Below are 25,628 nucleotides of genomic sequence, written 5' to 3' on the forward strand. Positions count from 1 at the left end.
TTGTCGCTCTTGATTGCCCTGCTTCAAATCCGGCCGAAGCCGGTCGCCGCTTAGGGCTCGGATTGTTCACGGTCGACGATTTGATGCGGTAGTCGCCTATGAGCGGTCAAAACGAACGCAGCTGGTTCGCCGATCGACCAAACGGCGAGCGCACTGTGCTTTGCTCAGACCGCCACCGAGTGCCTCGCCGTTCCCCCTTTGAAATATGTATCGAACTTGGCCGCGATGGTTCGAATGAAGGGGCGACTTTCAGTCCGTACGAGGAAACTGTCACCATCGAATTCAAGCGCTCGGGCAGGATCGTGGAGTGCGATGGACCTCGAGCGATGAAGGAGCTGCTCGCCGGCTTTGCCGAACCGCTCCACCAGGTCGACTGCCGAGAAGGCAAAATCACACATCAGCCGCTCGATGATCCAGCCACGGACGCGATCGTCGTCGGAAAGGGCAACGCCGCGGACGGCAGCCAACCCGCCATCCGCAACCATGCGCCCGTACCCGGCAGTCGAAGCCATGTTCTGCACGTAGCCTTGGCGAAAACGACCGATGGACGAAGGGCCAAGTCCGATCAGTGTCGGGCAGCGATCCTCAGTGTAGCCCTGAAAATTGCGATGCAAAACCCCTGCGCGGGCCGCTATGGCCAGCGCATCGTCGGGCTTCGCGAAATGATCGAGTCCTATTGCCTCATATCCCTTGGCGACAATTGCCCGCGCCGCGAGTTGAGATTGGGCGAAACGCTCAGTGGGACTCGGCAGCCATGCCTCGTCGATCATCGTCTGATGCTTCTTGAACCAGGGCACATGTGCGTAGCCGAACAGGGCCATCCGGTCTGGCTCCAAGGTCAGTGCCTGCGCCACCGTGGAACAGATCGTCTCGCGTGTCTGATTCGGGAGCCCGTAGAGCAGGTCCAGATTGACCGATTCGACGCCCCGCGAACGAACCCCGTCGACGACTGCCTTGGTCTGCAAAAAACTCTGCTCACGATTAATTGCTTTTTGCACTTGCGGATCGAAATCCTGCACGCCGAGGCTCGCCCGCGTTACGCCGATTTGAGCAAGTGCATCAAGGCGCGCCTTGTCCATGTCGTTGGTTTCGATTTCGATGCTGACCGTAGCATCCGGGAGAAGGTCGAAGCTGTCCCGCAAGGCCGCTCCAAGAGCAACCATATCATCGGGCCTCAGAATAGTTGGCGAACCGCCACCGAAGTGGATTGCACGGACATGTGCCTTGCCGCTCACCAGACCGGCAATCGTGACGATTTCGGCATTCAGCGAGCGCAGATAAGCGGCCACCGGCTCATATTGGTGCGTCTGCTTGGTGTGGCAGGCGCAGAACCAGCAGAGCTTGTCGCAGTAAGGAATGTGCAGGTACAGCGAGATTTCGTCGCCGCTTTCCAGCGTCTCCAACCAGCCACGGTAAATGGCAGCATCGATCCCCGAATGGAAATGCGGCGCCGTCGGATAGCTGGTGTAGCGTGGGACGTTCTCGCTGAGTTTGACAGCTATTTCCGATTGCATCTCGCGTTCACCGTGTTGCCCGCCGGAACACTGCACGCATCGCTGAAGCAGACCCTGATCTCGATCAGCCGCGCTCATGGACAAACCGCCGCAGGATTTCTCTACCCTGGATGGGTATCCTGCCGGCAGTTAGGATCGGGTAAGGCGAACGCATGACCTTTCGGCAAGACATTCATAGTTCCGGCATTCCTGTTCTTTGCTTCCCTTGCGAGGCACGGCGTCGCGGTGTCTGCGGTGCGCTCGATCCAGACAATTTGGTTGGGCTCGCCAAGACTTGCTCGCGTCGCCGGATCGAGTCAGGAATGGAGTTGACCGGCGAGGCACAGAACGTCGACAGCTACTCCAACGTGCTTTCAGGCGTGGTAAAGCTATCAAAGAGCCTGTCGGATGGGCGCCAGCAGATCGTCGGTCTCCAGTTTGCACCGGATTTTCTGGGACGTCCTTTCAAGGAGGAAAGCTCGATCAATGCGGAAGCGGCAACAGCAGTCACGCTGTGTTCGTTTCCGCGAGCGGCCGTCGAACGGATGATGAAGGCGTCACGGGAATTCGAGCATCGCCTGCTCAAACAGACGCTGAATGAACTCGATGAGGCGCGCGAGTGGATGGTGACGCTGGGGCGCAAGACAGCTCCGGAAAAGGTGGCGACTTTTCTCCTCATGATGGCCCGGAATATCGATTCCAGTCTCGATGCGGCTTCCGGGTCGGCCTCCTTCGATCTGCCGCTGACGCGTGCCGAAATGTCTGATTTCCTTGGAATCACCAGCGAGACCGTGAGCCGCCAACTGACGCGATTGCGGGCTGACGGGGTGATTCGGATTGAGAACGCACGCCATGTGACGGTGGACAGCATAAGCCGTCTGGAGAAGCGCTGTGGCGGCGGACGCGAGCGGCCCTAAGCGGCGAGGCCATGTCGCATGACTCCGGGGCGGGCCGTGTTTGCCTTTTAATGCGATGTCGCCGCGCCTTCGACGAAGCGGCGTCACGGTTGTCGAGACAAACAGCTTTCGGGCTTTGATAGGAACGTGACCAATCGCCAGGTGTGTTTCGGCACATACCGGCGAAGCATGGTCCTTAATCTGCCACGGCTCGGCGGAACGATCGCGTTCGTTTCCAATGGGATCCGAACAACGTTTGGCAGGGCATCGGCAATAGCATCCAACGCGCGCAGAGCCTCAGCTTTCGCCTCAGCGATCGCGTCTGCGCCCGCCCAACCCAGGGAACGCCTTCCATGAGGGAGTGAGCCCGCGCTGCGTTCCTCGTTCATTCGCCACCTGCTGATTGCGCCGCACAAAATCGTGCGGCCTGACATAGATCAGGGCGAGGGGGCGGCGGCTGCGCGATTAGTGCGCTGCGGATTTGGCATCCACCAGATTCGAGATCGGGATCTGCAATGAAATTCGGCACAGAGATCGTCCTTCTAAGCGTGTTCGCTTTTGCGGCCCTGGTGGCCGCCGGCTTCGGCGTGGATGAACCTTTCCGCCGACACATGTGGGTGTTGTTCTTCGCAGTGGCTGGTTTCACTGCGATCCTGTTGCGCAACACGGAGTTCAGGCCAGCAGCTCCGATTGACCCATCCGCTTACATGGATGGTCCGATCCGCTACGGCGCGATCGCCACCGTGTTCTGGGGTGTCGTCGGCATGCTGGTCGGCGTGGTGATCGCGCTGCAGCTCGCCTACCCCGATCTCAACATCCAGCCCTGGTTCAATTTCGGTCGTTTGCGGCCGTTGCACACATCCGGTGTCGTTTTCGCCTTCGGCGGCAACGCGCTGCTTTGCACGTCTCTGTATGTCGTGCAGCGCACCTGCCGCGCGCGCCTCTTCGGCCGTGATCTCGCCTGGTTCGTCTTCTGGGGCTACCAGCTGTTCATCGTCATGGCCGCGACCGGCTACCTGCTCGGCATCACCGAGGGCCGCGAGTACGCCGAACCCGAATGGTATGTGGATGTCTGGCTGACCATCGTCTGGGTCGCCTACCTCATTCTGTTCCTTGGCACGATCCTGAAGCGCAAGGAACCGCATATCTACGTGGCCAACTGGTTCTACCTGTCGTTCATCGTGACCATCGCGATGCTGCATGTGGTCAACAACCTGTCCATACCAGTCTCGTTCCCGGGCTCCAAGAGCTACTCCGCCTTTTCAGGGGTCCAGGACGCCTTGACGCAATGGTGGTACGGCCACAACGCGGTCGGCTTCTTTCTCACCGCCGGCTTCCTCGGCATGATGTATTATTTCGTGCCCAAGCAGGCGAACCGGCCAGTCTATTCGTACCGGCTGTCGATCGTCCATTTCTGGGCTATCATCTTTCTCTACATCTGGGCCGGGCCGCATCACCTGCACTACACCGCCTTGCCCGATTGGGCGCAGACGCTCGGCATGGTGTTCTCGATCATGCTGTGGATGCCGTCCTGGGGCGGCATGATCAACGGCCTGATGACGCTGTCCGGCGCCTGGGACAAGCTGCGCACCGATCCGATCATCCGCATGATGGTGATGGCCGTCGCCTTCTATGGCATGTCGACCTTCGAAGGCCCCATCATGGCGATCCGGGCGGTCAATTCGCTGTCGCATTATACCGACTGGACCATCGGGCACGTCCATTCGGGTGCGCTCGGCTGGGTCGGCATGATCTCGTTCGGCGCGATCTACTACATGGTCCCGAAGCTCTGGAACCGTCAACGGCTCTACTCGCTGAGGCTCGTCACCTGGCACTTCTGGCTGGCGACACTCGGGATCGTCGTCTACGCCGCGGTGATGTGGGTGTCCGGCATCATGCAGGGCCTGATGTGGCGCGAATATGGCGAGCAGGGCTTCCTGGTCTACTCCTTCGCCGAAACCGTCGCCGCCATGCACCCCTACTATGTCCTGCGCGCCATCGGCGGCGCCATGTACCTCTCCGGCGCCCTGATCATGGCCTGGAACATCACCAGGACCATCCTCGGCCACCAGCGCGAGGAGGAGCCGATGCCGAGCCCCGTCGCCATCCGACCTGCGCGATCAGGAGCCAGGTAATGGGCTTGATGGACAAACACGCAATCATCGAGAAGAACGCCACGCTTCTTCTCGTTGGCTCGCTGCTCGTGGTGACGGTCGGCGGCATCGTCGAGATCGCGCCTCTCTTCTATCTCGACAACACGATCGAGAAGGTGGAAGGCATGCGCCCCTATTCGCCGCTCGAACTTGTCGGGCGCAACATCTATATGCGCGAGGGCTGCTACCTCTGTCATAGCCAGATGATCAGGCCGTTCCGCGACGAAGTTGAGCGCTATGGCCACTACAGCCTGGCTGCCGAGTCCATGTACGATCACCCCTTCCAGTGGGGATCGAAGCGCACCGGGCCGGATCTCGCCAGAGTTGGCGACCGCTACTCGAATGCATGGCATGTCGCGCATCTTACCGACCCGCGCTCGGTGGTGCCGGAATCGATCATGCCGAGCTATGGGTTCCTGAAAGACACGCCGATCGACGTGAAGGATTTCTCGACGCATCTGGTCGCCAACAGGCTTGTAGCCGTCCCTTACACCGATGACATGATCGCCCACGCCAATGCGGATCTGGCGGCGCAGGCCGATCCCAATGCCGACACATCAGGCCTTGAGGCGCGTTACCCAAAAGCCAAGATCGGCGACTTCGACGGCAACCCGCAACAGGTCACCGAAATGGATGCCCTGCTCGCCTACCTGCAGATGCTTGGCACACTGGTCGACTTCAAAAATTACGACGAAGCCGCCGGCTACCGCTGAGGAGAACGCTGATGACCTACAATTTGATGCGGGCGTTTGCCGACAGCTGGGGCCTGGTTGCGATGGCGCTGTTCTTCGTGGGGTGCATCGCCTTTGCCCTACGCCCCGGCAGCCGAAGGCTGGCCGACGAAGCGGCCCGCATTCCGCTCGAGGACGAGTGATCATGAGCGACGAGCATATCGATGAAATCTCTGGCGTCTCGACCACCGGCCACGAATGGGATGGTATCCGGGAGCTGAACAACCCGCTTCCCAGATGGTGGGTTATCACTTTTTACGTCACCATTGTCTGGGCGATAGGCTACACCATTGCCTATCCAGCATGGCCTCTGTTGCACTCGGCGACAACGGGTGTGCTCGGCTATTCCAGCCGCAACGAGGTCAGGAACGAGCTGACCGCGGCTGAGGCCGCCAAGGGCAAATATATCTCGGCGGTGGAGTCCAAGAGCGTCTCGGAAATCGCCGCGGACGACGGCCTGCGCGAATTCGCAATCGCCGCCGGTGGCGCCGCTTTCAAGGTCAATTGCGTACAATGTCATGGCTCCGGCGCCCAGGGTTCCAAGGGCTTTCCCAATCTCAACGACGACGACTGGCTGTGGGGCGGCAAGGCCGAGCAGATCCAGCAGACGATTACGCACGGCATCCGCTTCGCATCCGATCCGGACACGCGCCTGTCGGAAATGCCGGCCTTCGGCGACATCATTACCGCCGACCAGATCGCACAAGTCAGCGCCTACGTGGCCAGCCTTTCCGGCAAGGTCCGCGATGCAAGTCTGATCCAACCCGGCGCCAAGGTCTTTGCCGAGAATTGCGTGGCCTGTCACGGCGACAATGCAAAAGGCAACAGGGAATTCGGCGCCCCCGACCTGACCGATGCGATCTGGCTCTATGGATCCGGTGAGACAGCCATCGCCGCACAGGTCCGTGCGCCAAAACAGGGCGTCATGCCGGCCTGGGTTGGCCGTCTCGGCGAGATCAAGGTCAAGGAACTTGCAGTTTATGTCCATTCGCTTGGCGGCGGAGAATAGGAATGGAAGGTCCTATTCTTCGGTCCCCCCTGCCAAGCGGACGAGGCCCGGCGTGAGCCGGGCCTCGACACCATCCCTAATGCGATCTGCACAACCCGGCAAGGCTATCCTACGGCGAGGCTTTACGACAGGTGCCCCTGACATTGGCTGGGAAAGTGGAGTTGCACATGCGTGACAAGACGCAGTTGACAGGGCTCGAAACAGAAACTGTCAATTCCGCCAAAACCCGCAAGCCGCTTTATGCCGCGCGTCAAAAGATCTTTCCGAAGCGCGCCTCGGGCAACTTTCGTCGCTTCAAATGGCTGGTGATGACGATCACACTTGGCATCTATTACCTGGCTGCGTGGCTGCCTTGGGCTCGCGGTCCATTTGCCCCGGACCAGGCAGTCCTGCTCGATCTCGCGAACCGGCGCTTCTACTTCTTCTTCATCGAGATATGGCCCCAGGAATTCTTCTATGTGGCCGGCCTCCTGGTCATGGCGGGCGTCGGTCTTTTCCTGATCACCTCGACTGTCGGCCGTGCCTGGTGCGGCTATGCATGCCCTCAGACGGTGTGGGTCGATCTGTTCCTCGTCGTCGAACGTGCGATAGAGGGCGACCGTAACGCTCGCATGAAACTCGATGCAGGCCCCTGGACCGCCCGCAAGCTGATGCTGCGCTTATCGAAGCACGCCGTCTGGCTGGTCATCGGTGCGGCGACCGGCGGCGCCTGGATTTTCTATTTTGCCGATGCGCCGACGCTGGTTGGCGAACTCTTCACCGGCACCGCGCCACCCGTCGCCTACATCACTGTCGCCGTGCTGACGGCTACCACCTACACGTTCGGCGGTCTGATGCGCGAGCAGGTCTGCACCTACATGTGCCCATGGCCGCGCATCCAGGCAGCGATGCTCGACGAAAGTTCTCTCACCGTCACCTACAATGACTGGCGCGGCGAACCGCGTTCTCGCCACGCCAAGAAGGTCCTTGCCGCAGGGCTGCCGGTCGGTGACTGCGTCGACTGCAATGCCTGCGTCGCGGTCTGCCCGATGGGGATCGACATCCGCGATGGCCAGCAGATGGAATGCATCACCTGCGCGCTGTGCATAGACGCCTGCGACGGGGTCATGGACAAGCTCGGCAAGGAGCGCGGGCTGATCTCCTATGCGACACTGTCCGACTACAACGCCAACATGATGCTGGCGACCGCGGGCGGCTCCAGTTCAGTCAACCCGTCGCAGGTCAGGACCGCTGATGGCCTGTTCTCCGACAAGGTGGCGCATTTCCATATCCGCAAGATCTTTCGGCCACGCACCTACGTCTACATGGGTATCTGGTCGCTGATCGGCCTGGGTCTGCTCTATTCGCTGCTGACGCGCGATCGGCTCGAAGTCAACGTGCTGCATGATCGCAATCCGCAATTTGTCACGCTGTCCGACGGCTCGATCCGCAACGGCTACACCGTCAAGCTGCTCAACATGATCCCCGAGCCAAGGACGATCGTTGTCGCGATTCAAGGCTTGCAGGGCGCCGAGATGAGCGTGGTCGGCGACGACATCCCGGAAGGCCGTTCTTTTGCCATTCCGGTCGAACCCGACCGCCTGAAAATGCTGAAGGTCTTCGTGCGCCAGCCGGCGGATCAAATCCAGGGCACAGCGCAGACCTTCAAGTTCCGTGTCGAGGACAAGGCGAGCTTCGAGGCGGACGAATACACCGCCACCTTCAACGCGCCGGAGACTGCCAGATGACCGCTAACGCTGAAAAACCCCGCGTATTCACCGGCAGGCACATGCTGGCCATCATCCTAGCCTTTTTCGGGGTGGTCATCGCGGTCAATCTGACGATGGCAACGCTCGCCAACACGAGCTGGACCGGCCTTGTCGTCGAAAACACCTATGTGGCGAGCCAGCAGTTCAACAAGAAGGCCGAGGAGGGGCGGGCGCAGGCAGCGCTCGGCTGGACCGGCAAGCTGACCATCGCATGGGGCGAGGTCCGCTATAGCCTTACCGACGCCGTCGGCAAGCCGATTGCCTTGCATGGCGTCAAGGTGCTGTTTCGCCATCCCGCCTACGAGAAAGAGGACAAGGCGGTCAACCTCGCCCTCGCCTCCGGCCAGGAATTCGCAGCCCAGCACATGCCGAAGGATGGCGTCTGGATCGTCGAAGTCGACGCTGACGCCGGTCTGGCCGAGCCCTACCGCGAAGTCCGCAGGATCATGATTTCCCATGGAGCGCTGAAATGAGTTGTTGTGCACCGGGCGCCGAAATGGCGCTTGATCTGGGCAGCACCACGTCGGTCCTGCCGTCTAGTCAAGAGATCAGGCTGGCGAGCCGATCGCTTGGAGATGATCTCCGCCAAACCGATCTTTCGGTGCCGAGCGTTCATTGCGCAGCTTGTATCCAGACGATCGAGACGGCGTTGGGAACGCTCGATCGCGTCGAGAGCGCCCGCGTCAACCTGTCGACGAAACGGGTCTCGGTCCGCTGGCGTGGCGACGAGGTTCCACCGTTCGTCGCCGCGCTTGGACGGCTCGGCTACCAGGCGCATCTCTTCGCCCCCGAGATTGATGAAAAGGACAGGACGCTTTCGGAGTTGATCCGCGCCGTCGCGGTTGCCGGGTTCGCGGCGGGCAATATCATGCTGCTTTCGGTCTCTGTCTGGTCCGGGGCCGAAGGGGCTACCCGCGACCTGTTTCACTGGGTCTCCGCATTGATCGCCATCCCAGCGCTCGCCTTCGCCGGCGGCATCTTCTTCCGCTCGGCCTGGAATGCACTGCGCCACGGCCGCATGAACATGGACGTGCCGATCGCGGTCGGAGTGTCGCTCGCTTACGCCATGAGCCTCTATGAGACGATCAACCATGGCGACCACGCCTATTTCGACGCGTCGGTTTCGCTGCTTTTTTTCCTTTTGATCGGCAGGACGCTGGATCACGTGATGCGCGAACGTGCCCGCACCGCGGTGAAAGGCCTGTCGCAGCTGGCCGCACGCGGCGCCATGGTGCTGCGCGGCGATGGCGCGCGCGACTATCTGCCGGTTGGCGAGATCGAACCGGGGATGCAGCTGCTGATCGCGGCCGGTGAAAGGATCCCCGTCGACGGCAAGATCATCCACGGAGCGTCTGATCTCGACTGCTCGCTGGCCTCAGGCGAAAGCGCGCCGAAAAACGTGGCGCCGGGCGAAGCCGTGCAGGCCGGCGTGCTCAATCTTACCGGCCCGCTGACGATCGAGGCGACCGCCGCCGCGAAGGATTCGTTCCTCGCCGAAATGGTTCGGCTGATGGAAGCCGCAGAGGGCGGTCGCGCGCACTATCGCCGCATCGCTGATCGCGTGTCGGCACTCTACGCGCCCGTGGTTCATCTCACCGCCTTCGTGACATTCCTGGGTTGGATGGCGGCGACGGGCGACTGGCACCGGGCGATGACGATCGCCATTGCCGTTCTGATCATCACCTGCCCGTGCGCGCTCGGCCTCGCCGTACCGATCGTTCAGGTGGTCGCCGCGCGGCGTCTGTTCGAGAACGGCATCATGGTCAAGGACGGTTCGGCCATGGAGCGCCTGGCGACGATTGATAACGCAGTGTTCGACAAGACCGGAACGCTCACGCTCGGACAACCCCGGCTCCTCAATGCATCGTCGATCGATCCGGCCATGCTGGCAATCGCGGCAGACATGGCCGCGCACTCGCGTCACCCGTTTTCAAAGGCCATAACCGGCTTTGCCGCTCCTGGCGGGCAACACAAATTCGATGCCGTCACAGAGCATCCGGGGTTCGGGATCGAAGCCACTGTCGCCGGAAGCATCTGGCGGCTGGGTCGACGCGGATGGGCTGGATGGAAGGCCCGGACCGGTGGTGAAGGCAACCATGGCTATGGCGGAACGGTGCTGACAAAAGACGGGTTCATTGTCGCGACCTTCGATTTCGAGGATGCGCTGCGCGCCGACGCGGCGGCGGCGATCAAGCGATTGAACGATACTGGGGTGTCGATGCAAATGCTGTCGGGCGATACCGCAGGTGCCTGCGGTGAAGTTGCAAGAATGCTGGGTGTCGAGGACTTCGTTCCGTGCCTGCTGCCGTCGGGCAAGGTCGAGCGCATCGAGACCCTGGCGAAAGACGGACACAAGGTTCTGATGGTTGGCGACGGCCTCAACGACACGCCGGCGCTGAGCGCGGCGCATGTCTCGATCGCTCCGGCCACCGCCGCCGACATTGGCCGCAATGCCGCCGACTTCGTATTCCTGCGCGAAAGCCTTCTGGCAGTGCCTCTCGCGCTGGACGTCTCGCGCAAGGCGGGACACCTGATCCGCCAGAACATCGCGATTGCGATCGTCTACAATGCCGTCGCCGTGCCGATCGCCATCCTGGGCCACGCCACGCCTTTGTTAGCGGCGATTGCCATGTCTGCCTCATCGGTGCTTGTTATTGGAAACGCATTGCGCTTGCACGGCTTCGGGGCGAATGCGACGCTGCAAGTTATTCAAAAAGTCGGACGCTCCGCAGTCAGCTATTCGGCATAATCCTCGTGACGACGTTGCTCTATCTCATACCAGTGGCCCTTTTTCTGGGTGCACTGGGTGTGTCCGGCTTCGTCTGGGCATTGCGAAGCGGTCAATACGAAGATCTCGACGGAGCCGCCGAGCGGATACTAATTGATCGGGACGACAAACCGGAACGCTGATTTCAATCCGCTGTGCATAAGATGCGCGGATCGCGCTCGTCAGTCGAGCCGGCTCGGTCGGGAACAAGCTGTCCATGCTCCATGCTCCATGCTCCATGCTCCATGCTCCATGACCATCTTGACCTAAGCTGCACACTACATTTGTGAAAAGCCTCTGTCGTGCGAAGGACTGCCTCCCATTGCACCCAGTATGAGGCGTGTGATGCCACGAGAGTACCTCGCGTGGCCGGACGAGAGCTTGGCAATGTGCGCACGGGTTCCAAAGTGGAACGTCACGGTCGATCACCTGACCGTGAACCGCCAGTGCCGATTGGTCATGTCTGGCTGATCCAGATCAGGGTCATACTCATCGGCGTGGTCTATTGACCAGTCTTCGACGGAGAAATGCATGACTTACGGAAAGATTGGTCGTCATTATCAGCACCTTCACGGTTCTGGGTTTTCTGTCGTGTGGTCGGCCATGCCTTGTGCTTACGGCGCAGCCATTAGCTGACCGGCGTCGTGTGTATCTCGCTTGCTGGCTGACCATCCGCGTGGCTTGCGCGGACAGGGGGCCGATCAACAGCTTTCGCCTTTGATGGGTTGTGTGCGTCGTTGCCGATCCATCCCGATTCCCGGCCCGCGCCTTGAGGCTATGCGACGGTACCGGAACCCAGCGCACGTCACGCGGTTCCGCGCGCGTGGTGTCCGCTCGTCACGACGATGAACGAACAAGCGGCTGGAGTACCATGAACACCGTACACATCATCGACTGCCACAATGCAAATGACTACTTCGCCGACAGGCAAGAGGGACCGATCGTGCAGCACTTGTTAAAGGCTGTCAACATCCGCGCGGAGCTCCAAATGGCGTTGAACCGAACGAAATTTGGTGAGGCTGTAGTACGAGCGATGGAGGCGGAGTGCGACGTGCTTCACATCGCCGGGCACGGCAATGGTGACGGGATCGCTTCGTCCAGTGGGCGAAGTGGCCTTCTTTGGGCTGACTTCGTAAAAATGTTCCAGGGCTCGCATCCAGCGCCGAAGATCCTCGTGATGTCAACGTGCTGCGGAGCATCATCGGGGTTGGGACGTGCGTTTTCGAAATCGATCAACCGTCCGAAGTTGATCATTGGTTCGAGTGACGCGCGCTATTTCGACGACTATGTCGCCGCGTGGGCTTTGCTCTATCGGCGACTGAATTGCAAGGACATCGACATCGAAGCCATGCAGCAGGTTCTTGATGAGATATGCGCGGTCGTGGATAAAAGTTTCCGCTACCTTGGCTGGGATGACGAGAGAGAGCGCTACGTTCGATACCCTCACCCTCGCAAGAGAGCCCGCTTCGACGTCGTGGAGCGTGAGTAGTATGCGCAAGGGTTCCAGGTGGAATGTGGCGATCGATGCGGCGCGGCCGTCGCTGACCAGCGTCGCGAGTGTCTCGCTTGCTGGCGGCGATCTGCGCGGCTGCGCGGCGAAAGGGCGGGATCGGTTAGCCGCATCCACCTCTGAGCGCTTTGAGTGCTTCGTTGCCGATCGATGCGAATCTCCCGGCCCAGCGCCTTTAGGCAATGCGGCGGGCACGGAGCTCATGTCACTCGGCTCAGTTCCACCGTTACACGAGGATAGGCGACCGGATGGCGGCACGCTGATGGGCTCTGACGATAATTTTGACATCGTTGTCGTTGGAGCCGGCCCGGTCGGCCTTTCGTTCGCTGCGTCGCTTGCCCAAAGCGAACTCAAGGTGGCAGTTGTTGAACAGAACACATTCGATAGTCTGGCGAATCCGGCTTTCGATGGTCGCGAAATCGCGCTGACCAACGCTTCGATCAGAACCCTTCGCGAGCTCGGCGCCTGGGATGTCATCCCGGCTTCGGACAAATCAGCACTTCAAGGCGCGCGCGTGCTCAACGGCTCGAGCGCATTCGCTCTTCGTTTCGATCCTCCCAGCAACTCTGGAGAACCGCTGGGGGTTTTGGTTCCAAATTGCCGGATCCGCGAGGCGCTGTTCAAAATCGTCCGCTTGCAGGATCGCGCCCGGCTGTTGTGCGGCCACTCGGTCGTCGATGCAACAAACAGCCAAGAAGGAGCAGTCGTAACGCTCTCTAATGGCGCGCGTTTAACTGCTCGGCTGGTTGTTGCCGCGGATTCGCGTTTGTCCGCCACGCGTGATCTGCTAGGCATCGGCGCCGATATCAACCGGCTTGGCCACTCGATGCTGATTTGCCGAGTGAGGCACGAGCGCGCCCACCACCAGATCGCCATCGAATGGTTCGATCACCATCAGACGATAGCGATATTGCCCCTCGCGGAGGGCATGTCGTCGCTGCTGCTCACATTGCGCTCAAACGAGGCCTATAGACTGCTTGCCTTCGATGATGATTTGTTCCTGTCGGAGTTGACGAAACGGTGTCGAGGGCGCCTTGGAAAAATGACCTTGGCAAGCAAGCGCCACACCTATCCGCTGGTCACGACCTGGGCGCACAAATTCCGGGCGCCGAGCGCCGCACTCATCGGCGACGCTGCCATCGGCATGCACCCGGTGACCGCTCACGGATTCAACATCGGTCTCAGCAGCCAGAAGCAACTCGCCCGTGGAATCATGACTGCGTGCCGCGACGGCCGCAATGTTGGCGACCCCGACATGCTGCATATATACGAAAGGCGGCTGCGCCTGTCGGCGGCGCCGCTCTACCATGCAACGAACATATTGGTTGGACTCTACTCCAGAGACCACCTGGCGGCACGGCTTGCAAGGCATCTGGGGCTTCGCTTTGCCCAACATGTTCCCCTTGTCCGGCATGGGATTTCGGCGGAGCTCCAGCGGTGATACTGCACCAGCAGTCGCATTTTTGCGCGTGCTGGGCGAGCGATGAGAGAGTGCATGATGCACCGGAGTAATCCTGCTCCCCGACGCTGATCTCCGATTGAAGAATTAACCCGTCCTTCAGGGGGGCTGCATAGGCTGCGGACAAGCAGGAGTAAGCAAGCTGACCCGTCCAGCCTTGGAAAAAGAAGATCCGCTGGAGGCGAGAATCCTTCAGGACCAGCTCGCTGATCTGAGGGCAGGCCTTTTCGTCTCAATGCCGATAAGCATTGTGCTGTCCGGGCTGATTTTGACCGTGCAGGCCCTTTCCGGGAACGGTCTTGCTGGCGCGGCCTGGTTTTCGGTCGTTAATGCGATAAATGCCGCCCGCCTTGCACTCGCCCGTCATCAGCTGAAGGAACCCGGAGTCCAGGATGATCTGACACGGGTTTGGCTGCGGCTTCGCTGGTTTGGCAGGCTTGCTCTTCTGGCGGGATTCACCTGGTCATTCCTTGCCGTCCTAACGGCTGGATACACGACGTCTCAAGCATCGCTGCATCTAATAATTCTGGCGGGCATTTCAGCTGGCGCGGTCACGTACGGCAGCTCATATGCTGCGGCAGCGATATGCTTCATCACACCGCCACTCCTCATTGCCGCCGCATGTTTGCTGACGAAGGGAGCCCCGGAAAACTACATTCTGGCTTTTGCCGTCCTGCTTTTCGAGGGCGGCCTGGTTCGATCCTCGTTCGTTGGACAAGCGCGCTTCCGTGACGCGAGCCGCCTGAGACATCAAGCCGAGCGGCTTGCCGCGGAAATGGAGCGCAATTCCAGGGAGGACCATCTTACCGCGCTCCTCAACAGGCGGGGCCTCGAACATGCAATCGATCAGTTTGAGAACACCGATGGACCCTTTGTGGCCATGCTGATTGATCTGGACGGGTTCAAATCTGTCAACGATACCTACGGTCACAGAACGGGTGACGAGCTGCTTGCCAGGATCGCCCGCCGAATAGAGGAAGAAGCACCGGAGGGCTCAACGCTCGCCCGCATCGGTGGGGATGAATTCGTGCTGGTTTTTTCTTCGCGAAAGAATTCTCCTTCTCCCACCAATCTCGCGTCCAATCTCATAGCCAAGCTTGCTCGCCCCTATCCTGGGATCGCATCAGTCCGCATTGGAGCGTCTATAGGAATCTACTTGGCTGAAAACCCCGGACTAACGGAAATGTTGTTGCGGGCCGACATCGCCCTTTACACAGCTAAGCGCCGCGGCAGGAATGAATTTTGTCTGTTCGATGCCGAGCTAGCCCGGGAGTTGCAACGCCGCCAGTCAATCGAACGCGATCTTCATTCGGCGATAACGATGAGAAGCTTGGTCGCTTGGTTTCAGCCAATCGTAAGACTCGAAACTGAAGCCGTCGTCAGTTTTGAAGCCTTGCTAAGATGGTCTCACCCGCTTCACGGTCCCATTTCTCCGCCCGAGATCATGACAGCGGCACGCGAAACTGGAATGCTTCAGCTGCTAACTCAAACGGTATTCGCCGACTGTTGCGCTCTTATCGAGGGCTTGGTCAAAGCTGACCGTCGTGATGTTCGTGTGGCGATGAATGTTTCACCGTGCGAGTTGGAAGCTGGCGATATTGACGAGATGATTCTTAATGGTCTGGCGGCAAAAGACCTCCCTGCAACGATGTTCGACATCGAGATTACCGAAGAAGCCCCAGTGGATCCGGACAGAGTGGATGAAAAGCTCGCCCGGCTTTCACATGCTGGCATTTCTATCGCGCTCGATGACTTCGGCACCGGTTTTTCGACGTTGGCATCGCTCAAGGACAGTCGGATCAGGAAGGTGAAAATAGATCAGGGCTTCGTTCGCGGCTTAGCCAAGTCCCGGGAGAATCGGCTGCTTGTCAAAGCGGTGATTGATCTTGGTAGGACGCTCGGGATCGAGGTCATGGCCGAGGGCGTTGAAACAGAGGCAGATCGGCAAACTCTGTACAAGCTTGGCTGCAGAACCGCGCAGGGCTTCCTGTTCTCTAAGGCAGTGCCTCTCCATTTGGCACTTGATTCGGTAGTAAAAGAGCACGCGAAGGAGTTGTGACCGGCCTCTCCGTCCGTGCTGCTCGCGGAACTTTCATGTGGGGTGGACCTGACGCGCGAAAGCCGTTTCGGACGGTAGAGTTATTACGGGGGCGAAACTGAGCACGTGGTTTGGATAGCAGCAATCCGGTCCACCGGCGCACATGCAGCGGCTTCATACAAGCGTTCAAGTTGCGAGATGAGCTTGAGTGAACGACGTCGGAGAATTGCGTCCTTTGGACGCTGGTTTCGCGGTTCCCGTAGGATTCGATTACGGGAAGCGTTCTTGGCTGCTTCTCGGCTCAGCGCTCATCGGGATGAACAACGTACCCGCGGTCAAGGTCTTCGCGACCTCAACCCAGTCACCATCCCGCAACAGCAGCGGTCGGGTCCTGATCAAGCGCTCAGCCTCAGCACAGGTGCTGGAGCAACGGTAGAGCGCGGAAAACGTGTATCGGAATGCGCTGGCTCACCATAGGAAGCTGCCACGGCATGTCGAATGTCCCCAGGGGGCGGACCGTTCCCTTGCATTTGTCTCGATGACGGGCTCTCAAAGCTAAAGCCAAGAGAGCTTTATAAAAATCGCACCCGATCGGCTGCGCAACGACGACCAGCTGAGGCCCGATCGGGTGCTAAGGTCGTGCCAAAAAAGGCGCGTCACTGTCGCATTTCTAGCCGGCTTGCGATCGGACGTCATCTCTTGGCGATCGCTGCCCCTTCTCTCAAATGCGCTTAGCGGCGCCGATGGCGAATAGCGCAAGCTTTTCCACCCGTTTCTACTCCACTACCGAGACTCGTCACCAACCTCCTTTTATTCGCTTCCATATGGCCCATCCTGTCTCCAATCGAGGAGGAGCGCGAACATGGGCCAAGCCGTAGAACGTCTCAGTCTCGGGAATTCTTCTGCTCGCCAAACTGCCGTTGTCGCCGGCACCATATTTGGCAGGGTGACAGTGCACGACAAGATATCAGGCGTTCTTGTCTGGGCTGAACTATGCTTGCAAGCCATAACCCAAAAATCGCCGATCCCTTTGAATTCGAGCCGGATGAATGGGTGTTTCAAAATTTTTGGCGGTTTTAGGCAGAACCCTCCGATGGCCCGCGTACCGGTCAAGCTTCGTGAGCACTTTAGGTTCGTCGATCAGGCATAGGTTTCTTTCCCATGCCACATGCTGGCCGTTTGCCTAGTTCGGAAGCCCTCGAGAGGCGTTGCTCGTCTTGGTATGGCGTCGCCCCTTTTTCCGATCCATCGGCCACGGAGCTAGAATGGTGTCTAGCTGTTGCCGCCTACTTGGTCATCCGGCATGGAGATGCCTATATACCGACCTTCGAAAGGCTGGAATACGAGGTCGAACAAATGCGGCGGAAGCTCGGAAATCGCGAGCGAGCGCAGCGCGTGCTGGCCACGCTCAACCTAAATGGCTCGGACAGCTGGAGCCGTGAGGTTGGTTCTCAAGGCCTGGATGGCGCCGCAATCACATTCGCCCGGGCGGGGTAAAAGCGATTTTTTGGAGCCACTCGCGCTTTTGCGCTAACGAAGGTCCCGCGCCGTATTTGGGCCGGATCCATTTGTGGCCCATCAGAGAAGCAATTACCTTCTCCGGCGCCTCAACTGCCGTCAGCCGGTCCTCGAAAGTGTGTCGCAGGCTATAAAGACTATGCTCGGAAGTCGGCAGAAGTTCCTTGCTGGCGAGCACCTTGTTGACGAGCGCTGAAAGTGACGCGGCCTTGTCGCGATAACGAGGAAAGCCGTCCGGATGGAGCTTGATGGCTGCAAGTGCGCCGCCAACCAAGGGAATGTCACGGGCTGAATGACCGGTCTTCAAGCGACGGCCATTGGGGCGCACCCGCACATGCGGGATTTCTCGATCGAGGTGGATTGTTTCGGTGGTGAGGTTTGCCGCTTCAGAAAGCCTGAGTCCGGTATCGGCAATCACATAGATTAGATGGCGGGCTTCGTCATTGAGTCCGTCGAGCGCGCCTTCAGCGAGTATCTTCTCCTGAATGAACTCCGCTGTGAACGCAGCGCGTTGCCCGGGGACGGCGCCGGAAAGACGCAGGTTTCGAAAAACCGGCTCCAGCTTGAGCTGGTGAGTCAGATCGACGACGCGCAGCATTTTCGAAACATGGCCGATGTCCTTGTTGGCCGTACCGATATCAAGTCCATCCTCAACGATCCGCTTTTGCCACCACTCGCGGAACGCGATTGCGTCGTCCCGAGTGAGGCTTGCGATCTCCTTGTCGCCAATGACTCCAACCAGATTGGCAACTGCGCGCTTTTTGGGGTTACGCCATTTCTTGATTTGGTTGGGCGACATGGTCAGCAAGTTCTGTTGCTCGATCGTCTCGAATTCCTTGATAAGACCGCTCAGGCGGACCGCTGGCCGCTTCTCCCCACCCATGACGGCCGAGACGTCCTGCGCGTCCTCGATCGATTTTTTGTCGAGGAGCAGCTTGATACGGGCCATGAGTTCGTCGAGCGGCCCCGCTGCTAGTTCCTCGTTAGTGCGATAGGCCAATCCAAATGACCGCGCGCGCTTCCTCGCGGCTTCGAAACGCAGCCCCGCCTCGGCGGATTGGCCTTCCCGCAGTCTACGCCAATACGCCTCCAGCCCCGCGCCGAGGCTTTGCACTGCATCTCGCGCCCGTACACCGCGGGGATCGTCAGCCACGGCGACGCCCGTGGAAATGCGTACTAGGCAGCGGCGATCAAACGCCGCGAATTCCTTCGGCACCCTGCGGACGAGATACCAGATGCCTTCACGTTTATGCGGCTTTGGCGCTGCGGAACGTCGCATTATCTTTCTCTAATGTTACACAGTTTGTTACACAGTCTAAGATATGTTTCGCTTCGTGCTGGTCAAGCGCAACAAGGAAGCTTTTGAAAGGAAAGGATTTTTATGGAAGCTAAATGGCGGAGAGGGAGGGATTCGAACCCCCGATGGGCTTGCACCCATGCCGCATTTCGAGTGCGGTGCATTCGACCACTCTGCCACCTCTCCGCGGTCATGGTCGGCCGTTGCCGGCGCGGCGCACTAGATAACGGCTGAACGTGCAGGTTACAAGGCCAAATCCGCCGATATTTGGCTTGCCGGACAGACAGTGGGCGCCAGCCTGTGTCCGCCACTCATCGGCGGCTGCGGCGCAGGTGGCCAGCGCGCCAATAACCGCCTCGGCAACGGCTGTTTGCCTTGACTCCCGCGCAACCTTCGGTTAGGGACAGCGCGCAATCGGCGTGGAGGGGTCTTCCGCGCCGCTTGTTTTTTTGAACCCGCAGACTGACAAAAAGACGGCCGAACCGCCAGACGCGGTTCATCAAGGCCGACCGAACAGCGAAAGGCAAAAAATGTTCGCAGTCATTAAAACGGGCGGTAAGCAGTATCGCGTCGCCGCCAACGATCTCCTGAAGATCGAAAAAGTCGAAGCCAATGTCGGCGACATCGTCGAGATCGGCCACGTGCTCGCGCATGGCGAGGGCGAGAATGTCACGTTCGGCGCGCCGTTCGTCGATGGCGCCCTGGTCACGGCCGAAGTCGTCGAGCAGGGCAAGAACCGCACGGTCATCGCTTTCAAGAAGCGCCGCCGCCAGAATTCGCGCCGCAAGATCGGCCATCGCCAGCTTTTGACCACCGTGCGGATCTCCGAGATCCTGCTGGGTGGCGCCAAGCCGGCCAAGAAGGCCGCAGTGAAGGCGGAAGCCAAGGCCGAGGTTGCTCCCGAGGCCGCGCCGAAGGAAGCCAAGGCCAAGAAGGACGCCCCCCCCAAGGAAGAAGCGAAGGCCGAGGCCGCCGCGCCGCTGTTCAAGGCGCCGAAGGGCGAGCCGGACGACCTGACCGTGATCAAGGGCATCGGCCCGGTCGCCGCGAAGGATCTCGCCGAGCAGGGCATCATCACCTTCGCGCAGCTCGCCAAGCTCTCCGACAAGGATGTCGCCAAGATCGACGAGCACATGCCGTTCAGCGCCGACCAGATCAAGGACTGGCGCGATCAGGCCAAGGAACTGGCGAAGAAGTAATTTTTCCGGCGGGACATCAGCCGGATCGGACTTGAAACGGAACGCGAACGCGTTCATAAGGCCTTTCAGGCGCCTTGCGGCGCAACGGAGTTAGTTAGATGGCACACAAGAAAGCTGGCGGCTCGTCGCGCAACGGTCGCGACTCGCATTCCAAGCGTCTGGGCGTGAAGAAGTTCGGCGGCGAAGCCGTCATCCCGGGCAACATCATCATTCGTCAACGCGGCACCACCTGGCATCCCGGCGTCAATGTCGGCATGGGCACGGACCATACGCTTTTCGCGCTCGAAACCGGCGCCGTGACGTTCAACAAAAAAGCCAACGGCCGAATTTACGTATCGGTCAACCCGATTACCAAAGCCGCGGAGTAGCCGGTTCCGCACTAGAACACCGGCGCCCATCTCGGGAACCGGTGTCTGGCAAAACCAGGAAAAGGATCAGGGGAGATGGGTTTCCATCTCCCCTTTTTCTTGTGCCTGGAGGACTTTCAAATGGTTGCCGAAGCGGAAGACTCGGAAGACGAAAGTTACGCGATAGATTGCCCGGTGCTGGTGACCGAACGGCTGGTGATGCGCGCGCCCCATGAGCGCGATATCGCGCAACTGGTCGAGCTTGCCGACAACCGTCACGTCGCCGAGATGCTGGCGCGCATGCCGCATCCCTATGGCGAGGCCGAGGGGCGTGCTTTCCTGGCCATGACCAAGGCGCGCCGGGCCGGCATCGGCTATGCGCTGACGCTGGCCGGCACCGGCACCTTCGTCGGCTGCGCCGGGCTGAACACCACCGATCGCGGGCTGGAACTCGGCTACTGGATCGGCGAGCCCCACTGGAAGCGCGGCTATGCGACCGAAGCAGCCCACGCACTGGTCGACCTCGCCTTCCAGAAGACATCGATCCAGGTGCTGCACGCCTCGACCCGGGTCATCAACCCGGCCTCGCGCAGGGTGATCCACAAATGCGGCTTCCAGTATGCCGGCCAGGGCATGCTGAACTCCATCGTCGCCGGCCAGGTGCCGGTCGAGCGCTACAGGCTCGACAGGAAGACGTGGACCAGCCTGCGCAACTGGATCCACTTCTAGGTGCGTCGATATTCAGGTGAGGCCGGCCTGACCTGAATCTCGACACACCTCGGGGATGTAGCTTGATACCGACGGTTCCGGGCCGGACTGGGCTCAGCCCATTTCCGCCCAGACCGGCAGATGGTCCGAACCGGTCGCCTTGTGGTCGACCCACAGGCGCTTCAGGGATCTGGCTAGCGAAGCGCTGGTGAAGACGTAGTCGATGCGCTTGTGGCGGCTGGTGTCGGTGGGGTCCTTGGGGTCTACCCAGGAGACGAGATCGTCGCCGGCGGCATCGAGGCGCACGGCGGCATCGACGGCGAAGTCGGCGGTCAGCGGCATGCCGAATTCGTGGTCCGGCCGGCCGGCAAGTTCGACATATTCGGGCGAGCCGGCCAGCATGTTGAAATCGCCCATCCCGACAAAGGCTTCCGGATGCGGCAGTTCCGGCAGGCCGATCTCGGCAACGCCGGACAATGCGCCGCCTTCGAGCGCATAGTTCAGCAGGCGCTGGCGCAGGAACTGGATCTGGTTGGCGCGCTCGACCGGGCTGCGGTGATCGAGATGGATGGAATAGAAACGGATGAAACCAAGCGGCGTCTCGATCAGTGCTTCCAGCGCGCCGCGCTGGAAGTTCATCACCTCGAAGCTGCGGCTGCGCGGCAAAAGCAGGTTGCGCGACAGATGAATGGGAGTCTTCGACAGCACCATGTTGCCAAGCTGGAAGGTCGTGGTGATGGCGCGGCCATTCTCGACGCGCGAGCCGATATTGGCCTCGAAATTGCTGCCATAGACGGCGAAATAATCGGGCAGCGCCTCGCCGATCTCGGCGACCATGTCGCGGCCGCCGTTCCTGGGGTTGTTGCGGGTGACTTCCTGCAGCGCGATAACGTCGGCGCCGCGCACGGCGTCGGCGATGCGCGCGACATCGTACTGCCCGTCAAGGCCGATGCCGTACTGGATGTTGTAGGTTACAAGCTTCATTCCGCAATCTCTTTGGCCAAGCCCGCGCGGCCATCGTCACAAAACGGCCTCGCCCTTCGCCGCGCCTTGGGTTAGAGCAAGGCCTTAGGTTTAGAGCAATGCCGCAAGGCCAATAAAGAAACCGCGATCCCATGAAATTTCTCGATCAAGCCAAGGTCTATGTCCGCTCCGGCGACGGCGGCGCCGGTTCGGTGTCGTTCCGCCGCGAGAAGTTCATCGAGTTCGGCGGGCCGGATGGCGGCGACGGCGGCCGCGGCGGCGATGTCTGGCTGGAAGCGGTCGACGGCCTGAACACGCTGATCGATTACCGCTACCAGCAGCATTTCAAGGCCAAGACCGGCGTCCACGGCATGGGCCGCAACATGACTGGCGCCAAGGGTGCCGACGTCACGCTGAAAGTGCCGGCCGGAACGCAGGTCTTCGAGGAAGACAATGAAACCATGATCTGCGACATGACCGTCGTCGGGCAACGGTTCCTGCTGGCCAAGGGCGGCAATGGCGGCTTCGGCAACCAGCATTTCAAGACCTCGACCAACCAGGCGCCGCGCCGCGCCAATCCCGGCCTGCCGGGCGAAGAACTGAACATCTGGCTGAGGCTGAAGCTGATCGCCGATGCCGGACTGGTCGGGCTGCCCAATGCCGGCAAGTCGACGTTTCTCGCAGCCGTCACCGCGGCCAAGCCGAAGATCGCTGACTACCCCTTCACCACCCTGCATCCCGGCCTTGGCGTCGCCCGCATAGACGGCCGCGAATTCGTCATCGCCGATATACCGGGCCTGATTGAAGGCGCGCATGAAGGCGTCGGCATCGGCGACCGTTTCCTTGGCCATGTCGAACGCACGCGGGTGCTGCTGCATCTGGTTTCGGCGCAAGAGGAGAATCCGGGCAAGGCCTACAAAACGGTACGCGGCGAGCTCGAGGCCTATGGCCACGGCCTGACCGACAAGGCCGAAATCCTGGCGCTCAGTCAGGTCGACACGCTCGATGCCGATCAACGCAAGAAAAGGGTCGCCTCCTTGAAGCGCGCCGCCGGGCGTGCGCCGATGCTGTTGTCCGCAGTCACCGGCGAGGGCGTCGAGGCGGTGCAGCGCGCGCTGATGACGGTGATCGCCGAGGCGCGCGCACAAATTGCCGCCCCGGTCGAGACACGCTGGGAAAAGTAAGGCCATGCAGTCGCTCAGGAAATACCGGCGCATCACCGTCAAGATCGGCTCGGCGTTGCTCGTCGACCGCGCGGCAGGCTTGAAGCGCGACTGGCTGGACTCGCTCGCCGACGATATTGCCGTGCTCGCCCAGGGCGGCGCCGAAATCCTCGTCGTGTCCTCCGGCGCCATCGCGCTCGGCCGCACCATACTTGGCCTCGGCAAGCGGGCGCTGAAGCTCGAGGAAAGCCAGGCGGCGGCGGCCGTCGGTCAGATTGCGCTCGCCGGCGCCTGGTCGGACGCGCTCGGCAAGGGCGGCCTGAGATCGGGACAGATCCTTTTGACCCTCGGCGACACCGAGGAGCGCCGCCGCTACCTCAATGCCCGCGCGACGATCTCGACGCTGCTCAAGATGAAGGCGGTGCCGGTCATCAACGAGAACGACACGGTGGCGACCTCCGAAATCCGCTATGGCGACAACGACCGTCTGGCCGCGCGGGTGGCGACGATGATGGGCGCGGACCTTCTGGTGCTGCTGTCCGACATTGACGGGCTCTACACAGCGCCGCCGGCGCGCGATCCCGATGCCAAATTCATTCCCGTGGTCGACCGGATCACGCCTGACATCGAGGCGATGGCGGGAGCCGCCGCGTCCGAGCTGTCGCGCGGCGGCATGCGCACGAAACTCGATGCCGGCAAGATCGCCACCGCCGCCGGCACCGCGATGATCATCACCTCGGGCACCAGGCTGTCGCCGCTGATGGCGATCGAGCGCGGCGAGCGCGCCACTTTCTTCAAGCCCAGTGCCAATCCGGTCAAGGGTTACAAGACCTGGATCGCCGGCCAGCTCGAACCGGCCGGGCGGCTGACGGTCGATGCCGGCGCGGTCGGCGCGCTTGTTTCGGGCAAGTCGCTGCTGCCGGCCGGGGTGAAATTGGTCAGCGGCAATTTCTCGCGCGGCGATACGGTGGCGATCCTGTCGCCCGAGGGCCGCGAGATCGCGCGCGGGCTGGTTGCCTACGATGCCGCCGATGCCGTAAGGATCGCAGGCCTGAAGACGGCCGAGATCGAAACCGTGCTCGGCTACGAGGCGCGTTCGGCGATGATCCACCGCGACGACCTCGTGGTGAGTCGTTCTAGTCACGAAGTACGGGCTAGTGACGAAGTACGGGCTAGTGACGAAGTACGGGCCAGTGACGAAGTACGGGCTGGTGACGAAGTACGGGCTGGTGACGAAGGACGGGCTGGTGACCAGGCACGGGTCATTGACCAGCTGTTGGCCGGTGGCGACACAAGCGGAGGATGAGCCATGCTGAAGCTGCATGAAGGATCCGGGGATGACACCGTGGCACTGATGGCCGATATCGGCCGCCGCGCCCGTGCCGCCGCCCGGCCGCTGGCCATCGCCCCCGCCGCCGCCAAGAATGCAGCGCTGCTCGCCATGGCCGACGCGATCATCGCCCGCGAACAGGACATTCTCGACGCCAACGCCATCGACGTCCTGAACGGCAAGCAGTCGGGATTGTCCGTGTCCTTCATGGACCGGCTGAAACTCAATCCGGCGCGCATCCGCGCCATGGCGGACGGCATCCGTGAAGTTGCCGCGCTCAAGGATCCGGTTGGTGACGTCATCGCCGCGTGGGAGCGGCCGAACGGCTTGCATATCGAGCGCGTGCGGACGCCGCTTGGTGTCGTCGGCGTCATCTATGAAAGCCGGCCGAACGTGACGGCGGATGCCGGCGCGCTCTGCCTCAAGGCCGGCAATCCCGTCATCCTGCGCGGCGGCTCGGATTCACTCAATTCCTCCTCGGCGATCCACGCCTGCCTGGTCGAGGGACTGAAGGCGGCCGGCCTGCCCGAGGATGCCATCCAGTTGGTGCCGACCACCGACCGGGCCGCGGTCGGCGAAATGCTCAAGGGGCTTGGCGGCAATCTCGACGTCATCATTCCGCGCGGCGGCAAAAGCCTGGTCGGGCGGGTGCAGAGCGAGGCGCGAGTGCCGGTCTTTGCCCATCTCGAAGGCATCTGCCATCTCTATATCGATCGCTCCGCGGCGCTCGACATGGCGGTGCGGATCGCGGTCAACGCCAAGATGCGGCGCACCGGCGTCTGCGGTGCCGCCGAGACCCTGCTGGTCGACCGCGCGGTGGCATCCACCCATCTGGTGCCGATCCTCGACGCGCTGCGCACCGCCGGCTGCGAAATCCATGCCGATGCCGAAGTGATGAAAGTGTTCTTCGACGCCAAGCCGGCGACCGACGCCGACTGGGTGACGGAATATCTCGACGCCATCATCGCGGTGAAGCTGGTCGACGGTATCAATGGCGCGATCGACCATATCGAGACCTTTTCCTCGCATCATACCGAGGCGATCGTCGCCGAGGATGCGAAGACCGTCGAACGGTTCTTCAACGAGATCGATTCGGCGATCCTGCTGCACAATGCCTCGACGCAGTTCGCCGATGGCGGCGAGTTCGGCATGGGCGCCGAGATCGGCATCGCCACAGGCAAGATGCATGCGCGCGGGCCTGTCGGCGTCGAACAGCTGACCTCGTTCAAATACCGCGTGCGCGGGTCGGGGCAGGTGAGGCCTTGAAGCTGTTCGTCGCCAGAGCCTGAAGCGATGTTG

The 25,628-nt window shown here is 60.9% G+C and carries 20 protein-coding genes, 1 tRNA gene and 1 pseudogene; 18 read left to right on the forward strand and 4 right to left on the reverse strand.

The features are described from left to right. Positions 1–164: 164 nt before the first annotated feature. Positions 165–1,514 (reverse strand): oxygen-independent coproporphyrinogen III oxidase, encoded by a 1,350-nt coding sequence (gene hemN, locus LB556_RS10545; protein ID WP_063169226.1) that lies wholly within the window; start codon positions 1,512–1,514, stop codon positions 165–167. A 152-nt stretch (positions 1,515–1,666) separates the two neighbouring features. Here hemN and LB556_RS10550 point away from each other — a divergent pair, with 152 nt between their 5' ends. From LB556_RS10550 to LB556_RS10605, 12 genes are all read left to right on the forward strand, one after another. Continuing rightward, on the forward strand, positions 1,667–2,410 hold the full coding sequence (locus tag LB556_RS10550; protein ID WP_024502861.1) for a Crp/Fnr family transcriptional regulator: 744 nt from the start codon (positions 1,667–1,669) through the stop codon (positions 2,408–2,410). A 494-nt stretch (positions 2,411–2,904) separates the two neighbouring features. Beyond that, positions 2,905–4,524: a cytochrome-c oxidase, cbb3-type subunit I gene (gene ccoN / locus LB556_RS10555; RefSeq protein WP_063169225.1), complete on the forward strand. Its 1,620-nt coding sequence runs from the start codon at positions 2,905–2,907 to the stop codon at positions 4,522–4,524. Then, positions 4,524–5,255 carry a cytochrome-c oxidase, cbb3-type subunit II gene (gene ccoO / locus LB556_RS10560; protein ID WP_063169224.1) on the forward strand — a complete coding sequence of 244 codons (732 nt, stop codon included), beginning with the start codon at positions 4,524–4,526 and terminating at the stop codon, positions 5,253–5,255. Before ccoN ends, ccoO begins: the two co-directional genes overlap by 1 nt. 11 nt (positions 5,256–5,266) lie before the next feature. Next, positions 5,267–5,416, forward strand: coding sequence for a cbb3-type cytochrome c oxidase subunit 3 (locus tag LB556_RS10565; protein WP_024502864.1), 150 nt, complete (start codon positions 5,267–5,269; stop codon positions 5,414–5,416). A 2-nt stretch (positions 5,417–5,418) separates the two neighbouring features. Then, on the forward strand, positions 5,419–6,282 hold the full coding sequence (gene ccoP, locus LB556_RS10570) for a cytochrome-c oxidase, cbb3-type subunit III (protein ID WP_063169223.1): 864 nt from the start codon (positions 5,419–5,421) through the stop codon (positions 6,280–6,282). Between the two features lie 167 nt (positions 6,283–6,449). After that, a complete protein-coding gene (gene ccoG, locus LB556_RS10575; RefSeq protein ID WP_063169222.1) occupies positions 6,450–8,009 on the forward strand; it encodes a cytochrome c oxidase accessory protein CcoG in 1,560 nt (519 codons plus the stop codon). Continuing rightward, on the forward strand, positions 8,006–8,503 hold the full coding sequence (locus tag LB556_RS10580) for a FixH family protein (RefSeq protein WP_063169221.1): 498 nt from the start codon (positions 8,006–8,008) through the stop codon (positions 8,501–8,503). Before ccoG ends, LB556_RS10580 begins: the two co-directional genes overlap by 4 nt. Further along, positions 8,500–10,779 carry a cation-translocating P-type ATPase gene (locus LB556_RS10585; RefSeq protein WP_063169220.1) on the forward strand — a complete coding sequence of 760 codons (2,280 nt, stop codon included), beginning with the start codon at positions 8,500–8,502 and terminating at the stop codon, positions 10,777–10,779. The genes LB556_RS10580 and LB556_RS10585 overlap by 4 nt, the downstream gene beginning before the upstream one ends. 5 nt (positions 10,780–10,784) lie before the next feature. Beyond that, positions 10,785–10,940, forward strand: a complete 156-nt coding sequence (ccoS, locus tag LB556_RS10590; protein WP_081714250.1) for a cbb3-type cytochrome oxidase assembly protein CcoS — start codon at positions 10,785–10,787, stop codon at positions 10,938–10,940. Positions 10,941–11,668: 728 nt separating this feature from the next. After that, a complete protein-coding gene (locus LB556_RS10595; protein WP_063169219.1) occupies positions 11,669–12,286 on the forward strand; it encodes a hypothetical protein in 618 nt (205 codons plus the stop codon). 283 nt (positions 12,287–12,569) lie between these two features. Further along, positions 12,570–13,748, forward strand: coding sequence for a 5-demethoxyubiquinol-8 5-hydroxylase UbiM (ubiM, locus tag LB556_RS10600; protein ID WP_032899078.1), 1,179 nt, complete (start codon positions 12,570–12,572; stop codon positions 13,746–13,748). Between the two features lie 175 nt (positions 13,749–13,923). Further along, a complete protein-coding gene (locus LB556_RS10605; RefSeq protein ID WP_082826564.1) occupies positions 13,924–15,825 on the forward strand; it encodes a putative bifunctional diguanylate cyclase/phosphodiesterase in 1,902 nt (633 codons plus the stop codon). A 1,453-nt stretch (positions 15,826–17,278) separates the two neighbouring features. Here the strand turns inward: LB556_RS10605 and LB556_RS10610 are convergent. Both LB556_RS10610 and LB556_RS10615 read right to left on the reverse strand, forming a co-directional pair. Beyond that, positions 17,279–18,601 (reverse strand): tyrosine-type recombinase/integrase, encoded by a 1,323-nt coding sequence (locus tag LB556_RS10610; protein ID WP_063169217.1) that lies wholly within the window; start codon positions 18,599–18,601, stop codon positions 17,279–17,281. Between the two features lie 114 nt (positions 18,602–18,715). Continuing rightward, positions 18,716–18,805, reverse strand: a tRNA-Ser gene (locus LB556_RS10615). 344 nt (positions 18,806–19,149) lie between these two features. Between LB556_RS10615 and LB556_RS10620 the strand changes: the two genes are divergently transcribed. The 3 genes from LB556_RS10620 (at position 19,150) to LB556_RS10630 (ending at position 20,894) form a co-directional block, all read left to right on the forward strand. Next, a complete protein-coding gene (locus LB556_RS10620; RefSeq protein ID WP_224566773.1) occupies positions 19,150–19,818 on the forward strand; it encodes a 50S ribosomal protein L21 in 669 nt (222 codons plus the stop codon). A 98-nt stretch (positions 19,819–19,916) separates the two neighbouring features. Further along, the gene (rpmA, locus tag LB556_RS10625; protein WP_224566775.1) at positions 19,917–20,186 is read left to right on the forward strand and encodes a 50S ribosomal protein L27; all 270 of its coding nucleotides are present in this window, start codon (positions 19,917–19,919) and stop codon (positions 20,184–20,186) included. A 120-nt stretch (positions 20,187–20,306) separates the two neighbouring features. Further along, positions 20,307–20,894, forward strand: coding sequence for a GNAT family N-acetyltransferase (locus LB556_RS10630; RefSeq protein WP_224566777.1), 588 nt, complete (start codon positions 20,307–20,309; stop codon positions 20,892–20,894). A gap of 93 nt (positions 20,895–20,987) precedes the next feature. Here LB556_RS10630 and LB556_RS10635 read toward each other — a convergent pair whose 3' ends face one another. Further along, complete coding sequence (locus LB556_RS10635; protein WP_224566779.1) at positions 20,988–21,857, reverse strand: endonuclease/exonuclease/phosphatase family protein; 870 nt, start codon at positions 21,855–21,857, stop codon at positions 20,988–20,990. A 131-nt stretch (positions 21,858–21,988) separates the two neighbouring features. Between LB556_RS10635 and obgE the strand changes: the two genes are divergently transcribed. The 3 genes and pseudogenes from obgE (at position 21,989) to LB556_RS10650 (ending at position 25,595) form a co-directional block, all read left to right on the forward strand. Beyond that, the gene (obgE, locus tag LB556_RS10640) at positions 21,989–23,020 is read left to right on the forward strand and encodes a GTPase ObgE (protein ID WP_224566781.1); all 1,032 of its coding nucleotides are present in this window, start codon (positions 21,989–21,991) and stop codon (positions 23,018–23,020) included. 4 nt (positions 23,021–23,024) lie between these two features. Continuing rightward, a pseudogene (gene proB / locus LB556_RS10645) lies at positions 23,025–24,149 on the forward strand (glutamate 5-kinase); the annotation flags it as partial. Positions 24,150–24,308: 159 nt separating this feature from the next. Beyond that, positions 24,309–25,595, forward strand: coding sequence for a glutamate-5-semialdehyde dehydrogenase (locus LB556_RS10650; protein ID WP_224566785.1), 1,287 nt, complete (start codon positions 24,309–24,311; stop codon positions 25,593–25,595). Positions 25,596–25,628 lie beyond the last annotated feature (33 nt).

Origin of the sequence: Mesorhizobium sp. ES1-4 (assembly GCF_020164745.1) — a bacterium.
Lineage (GTDB): Bacteria > Pseudomonadota > Alphaproteobacteria > Rhizobiales > Rhizobiaceae > Mesorhizobium.

What these genes read in the sequence shown, in the direction of transcription:
- LB556_RS10650 (WP_224566785.1), top strand. Translation starts at nt 24,309, where the DNA reads ATGCTGAAGCTGCATGAAGGATCCGGGGATGACACCGTGGCACTGATG.
- LB556_RS10595 (WP_063169219.1), top strand. Translation starts at nt 11,669, where the DNA reads ATGAACACCGTACACATCATCGACTGCCACAATGCAAATGACTACTTC.
- LB556_RS10610 (WP_063169217.1), bottom strand. Translation starts at nt 18,601, where the DNA reads ATGCGACGTTCCGCAGCGCCAAAGCCGCATAAACGTGAAGGCATCTGG.
- LB556_RS10630 (WP_224566777.1), top strand. Translation starts at nt 20,307, where the DNA reads ATGGTTGCCGAAGCGGAAGACTCGGAAGACGAAAGTTACGCGATAGAT.
- rpmA (WP_224566775.1), top strand. Translation starts at nt 19,917, where the DNA reads ATGGCACACAAGAAAGCTGGCGGCTCGTCGCGCAACGGTCGCGACTCG.
- LB556_RS10585 (WP_063169220.1), top strand. Translation starts at nt 8,500, where the DNA reads ATGAGTTGTTGTGCACCGGGCGCCGAAATGGCGCTTGATCTGGGCAGC.
- LB556_RS10565 (WP_024502864.1), top strand. Translation starts at nt 5,267, where the DNA reads ATGACCTACAATTTGATGCGGGCGTTTGCCGACAGCTGGGGCCTGGTT.
- ccoG (WP_063169222.1), top strand. Translation starts at nt 6,450, where the DNA reads ATGCGTGACAAGACGCAGTTGACAGGGCTCGAAACAGAAACTGTCAAT.
- ccoP (WP_063169223.1), top strand. Translation starts at nt 5,419, where the DNA reads ATGAGCGACGAGCATATCGATGAAATCTCTGGCGTCTCGACCACCGGC.
- hemN (WP_063169226.1), bottom strand. Translation starts at nt 1,514, where the DNA reads ATGCAATCGGAAATAGCTGTCAAACTCAGCGAGAACGTCCCACGCTAC.
- ubiM (WP_032899078.1), top strand. Translation starts at nt 12,570, where the DNA reads ATGGGCTCTGACGATAATTTTGACATCGTTGTCGTTGGAGCCGGCCCG.
- ccoO (WP_063169224.1), top strand. Translation starts at nt 4,524, where the DNA reads ATGGGCTTGATGGACAAACACGCAATCATCGAGAAGAACGCCACGCTT.
- LB556_RS10580 (WP_063169221.1), top strand. Translation starts at nt 8,006, where the DNA reads ATGACCGCTAACGCTGAAAAACCCCGCGTATTCACCGGCAGGCACATG.
- LB556_RS10635 (WP_224566779.1), bottom strand. Translation starts at nt 21,857, where the DNA reads ATGAAGCTTGTAACCTACAACATCCAGTACGGCATCGGCCTTGACGGG.
- obgE (WP_224566781.1), top strand. Translation starts at nt 21,989, where the DNA reads ATGAAATTTCTCGATCAAGCCAAGGTCTATGTCCGCTCCGGCGACGGC.
- LB556_RS10620 (WP_224566773.1), top strand. Translation starts at nt 19,150, where the DNA reads ATGTTCGCAGTCATTAAAACGGGCGGTAAGCAGTATCGCGTCGCCGCC.
- LB556_RS10550 (WP_024502861.1), top strand. Translation starts at nt 1,667, where the DNA reads ATGACCTTTCGGCAAGACATTCATAGTTCCGGCATTCCTGTTCTTTGC.
- ccoN (WP_063169225.1), top strand. Translation starts at nt 2,905, where the DNA reads ATGAAATTCGGCACAGAGATCGTCCTTCTAAGCGTGTTCGCTTTTGCG.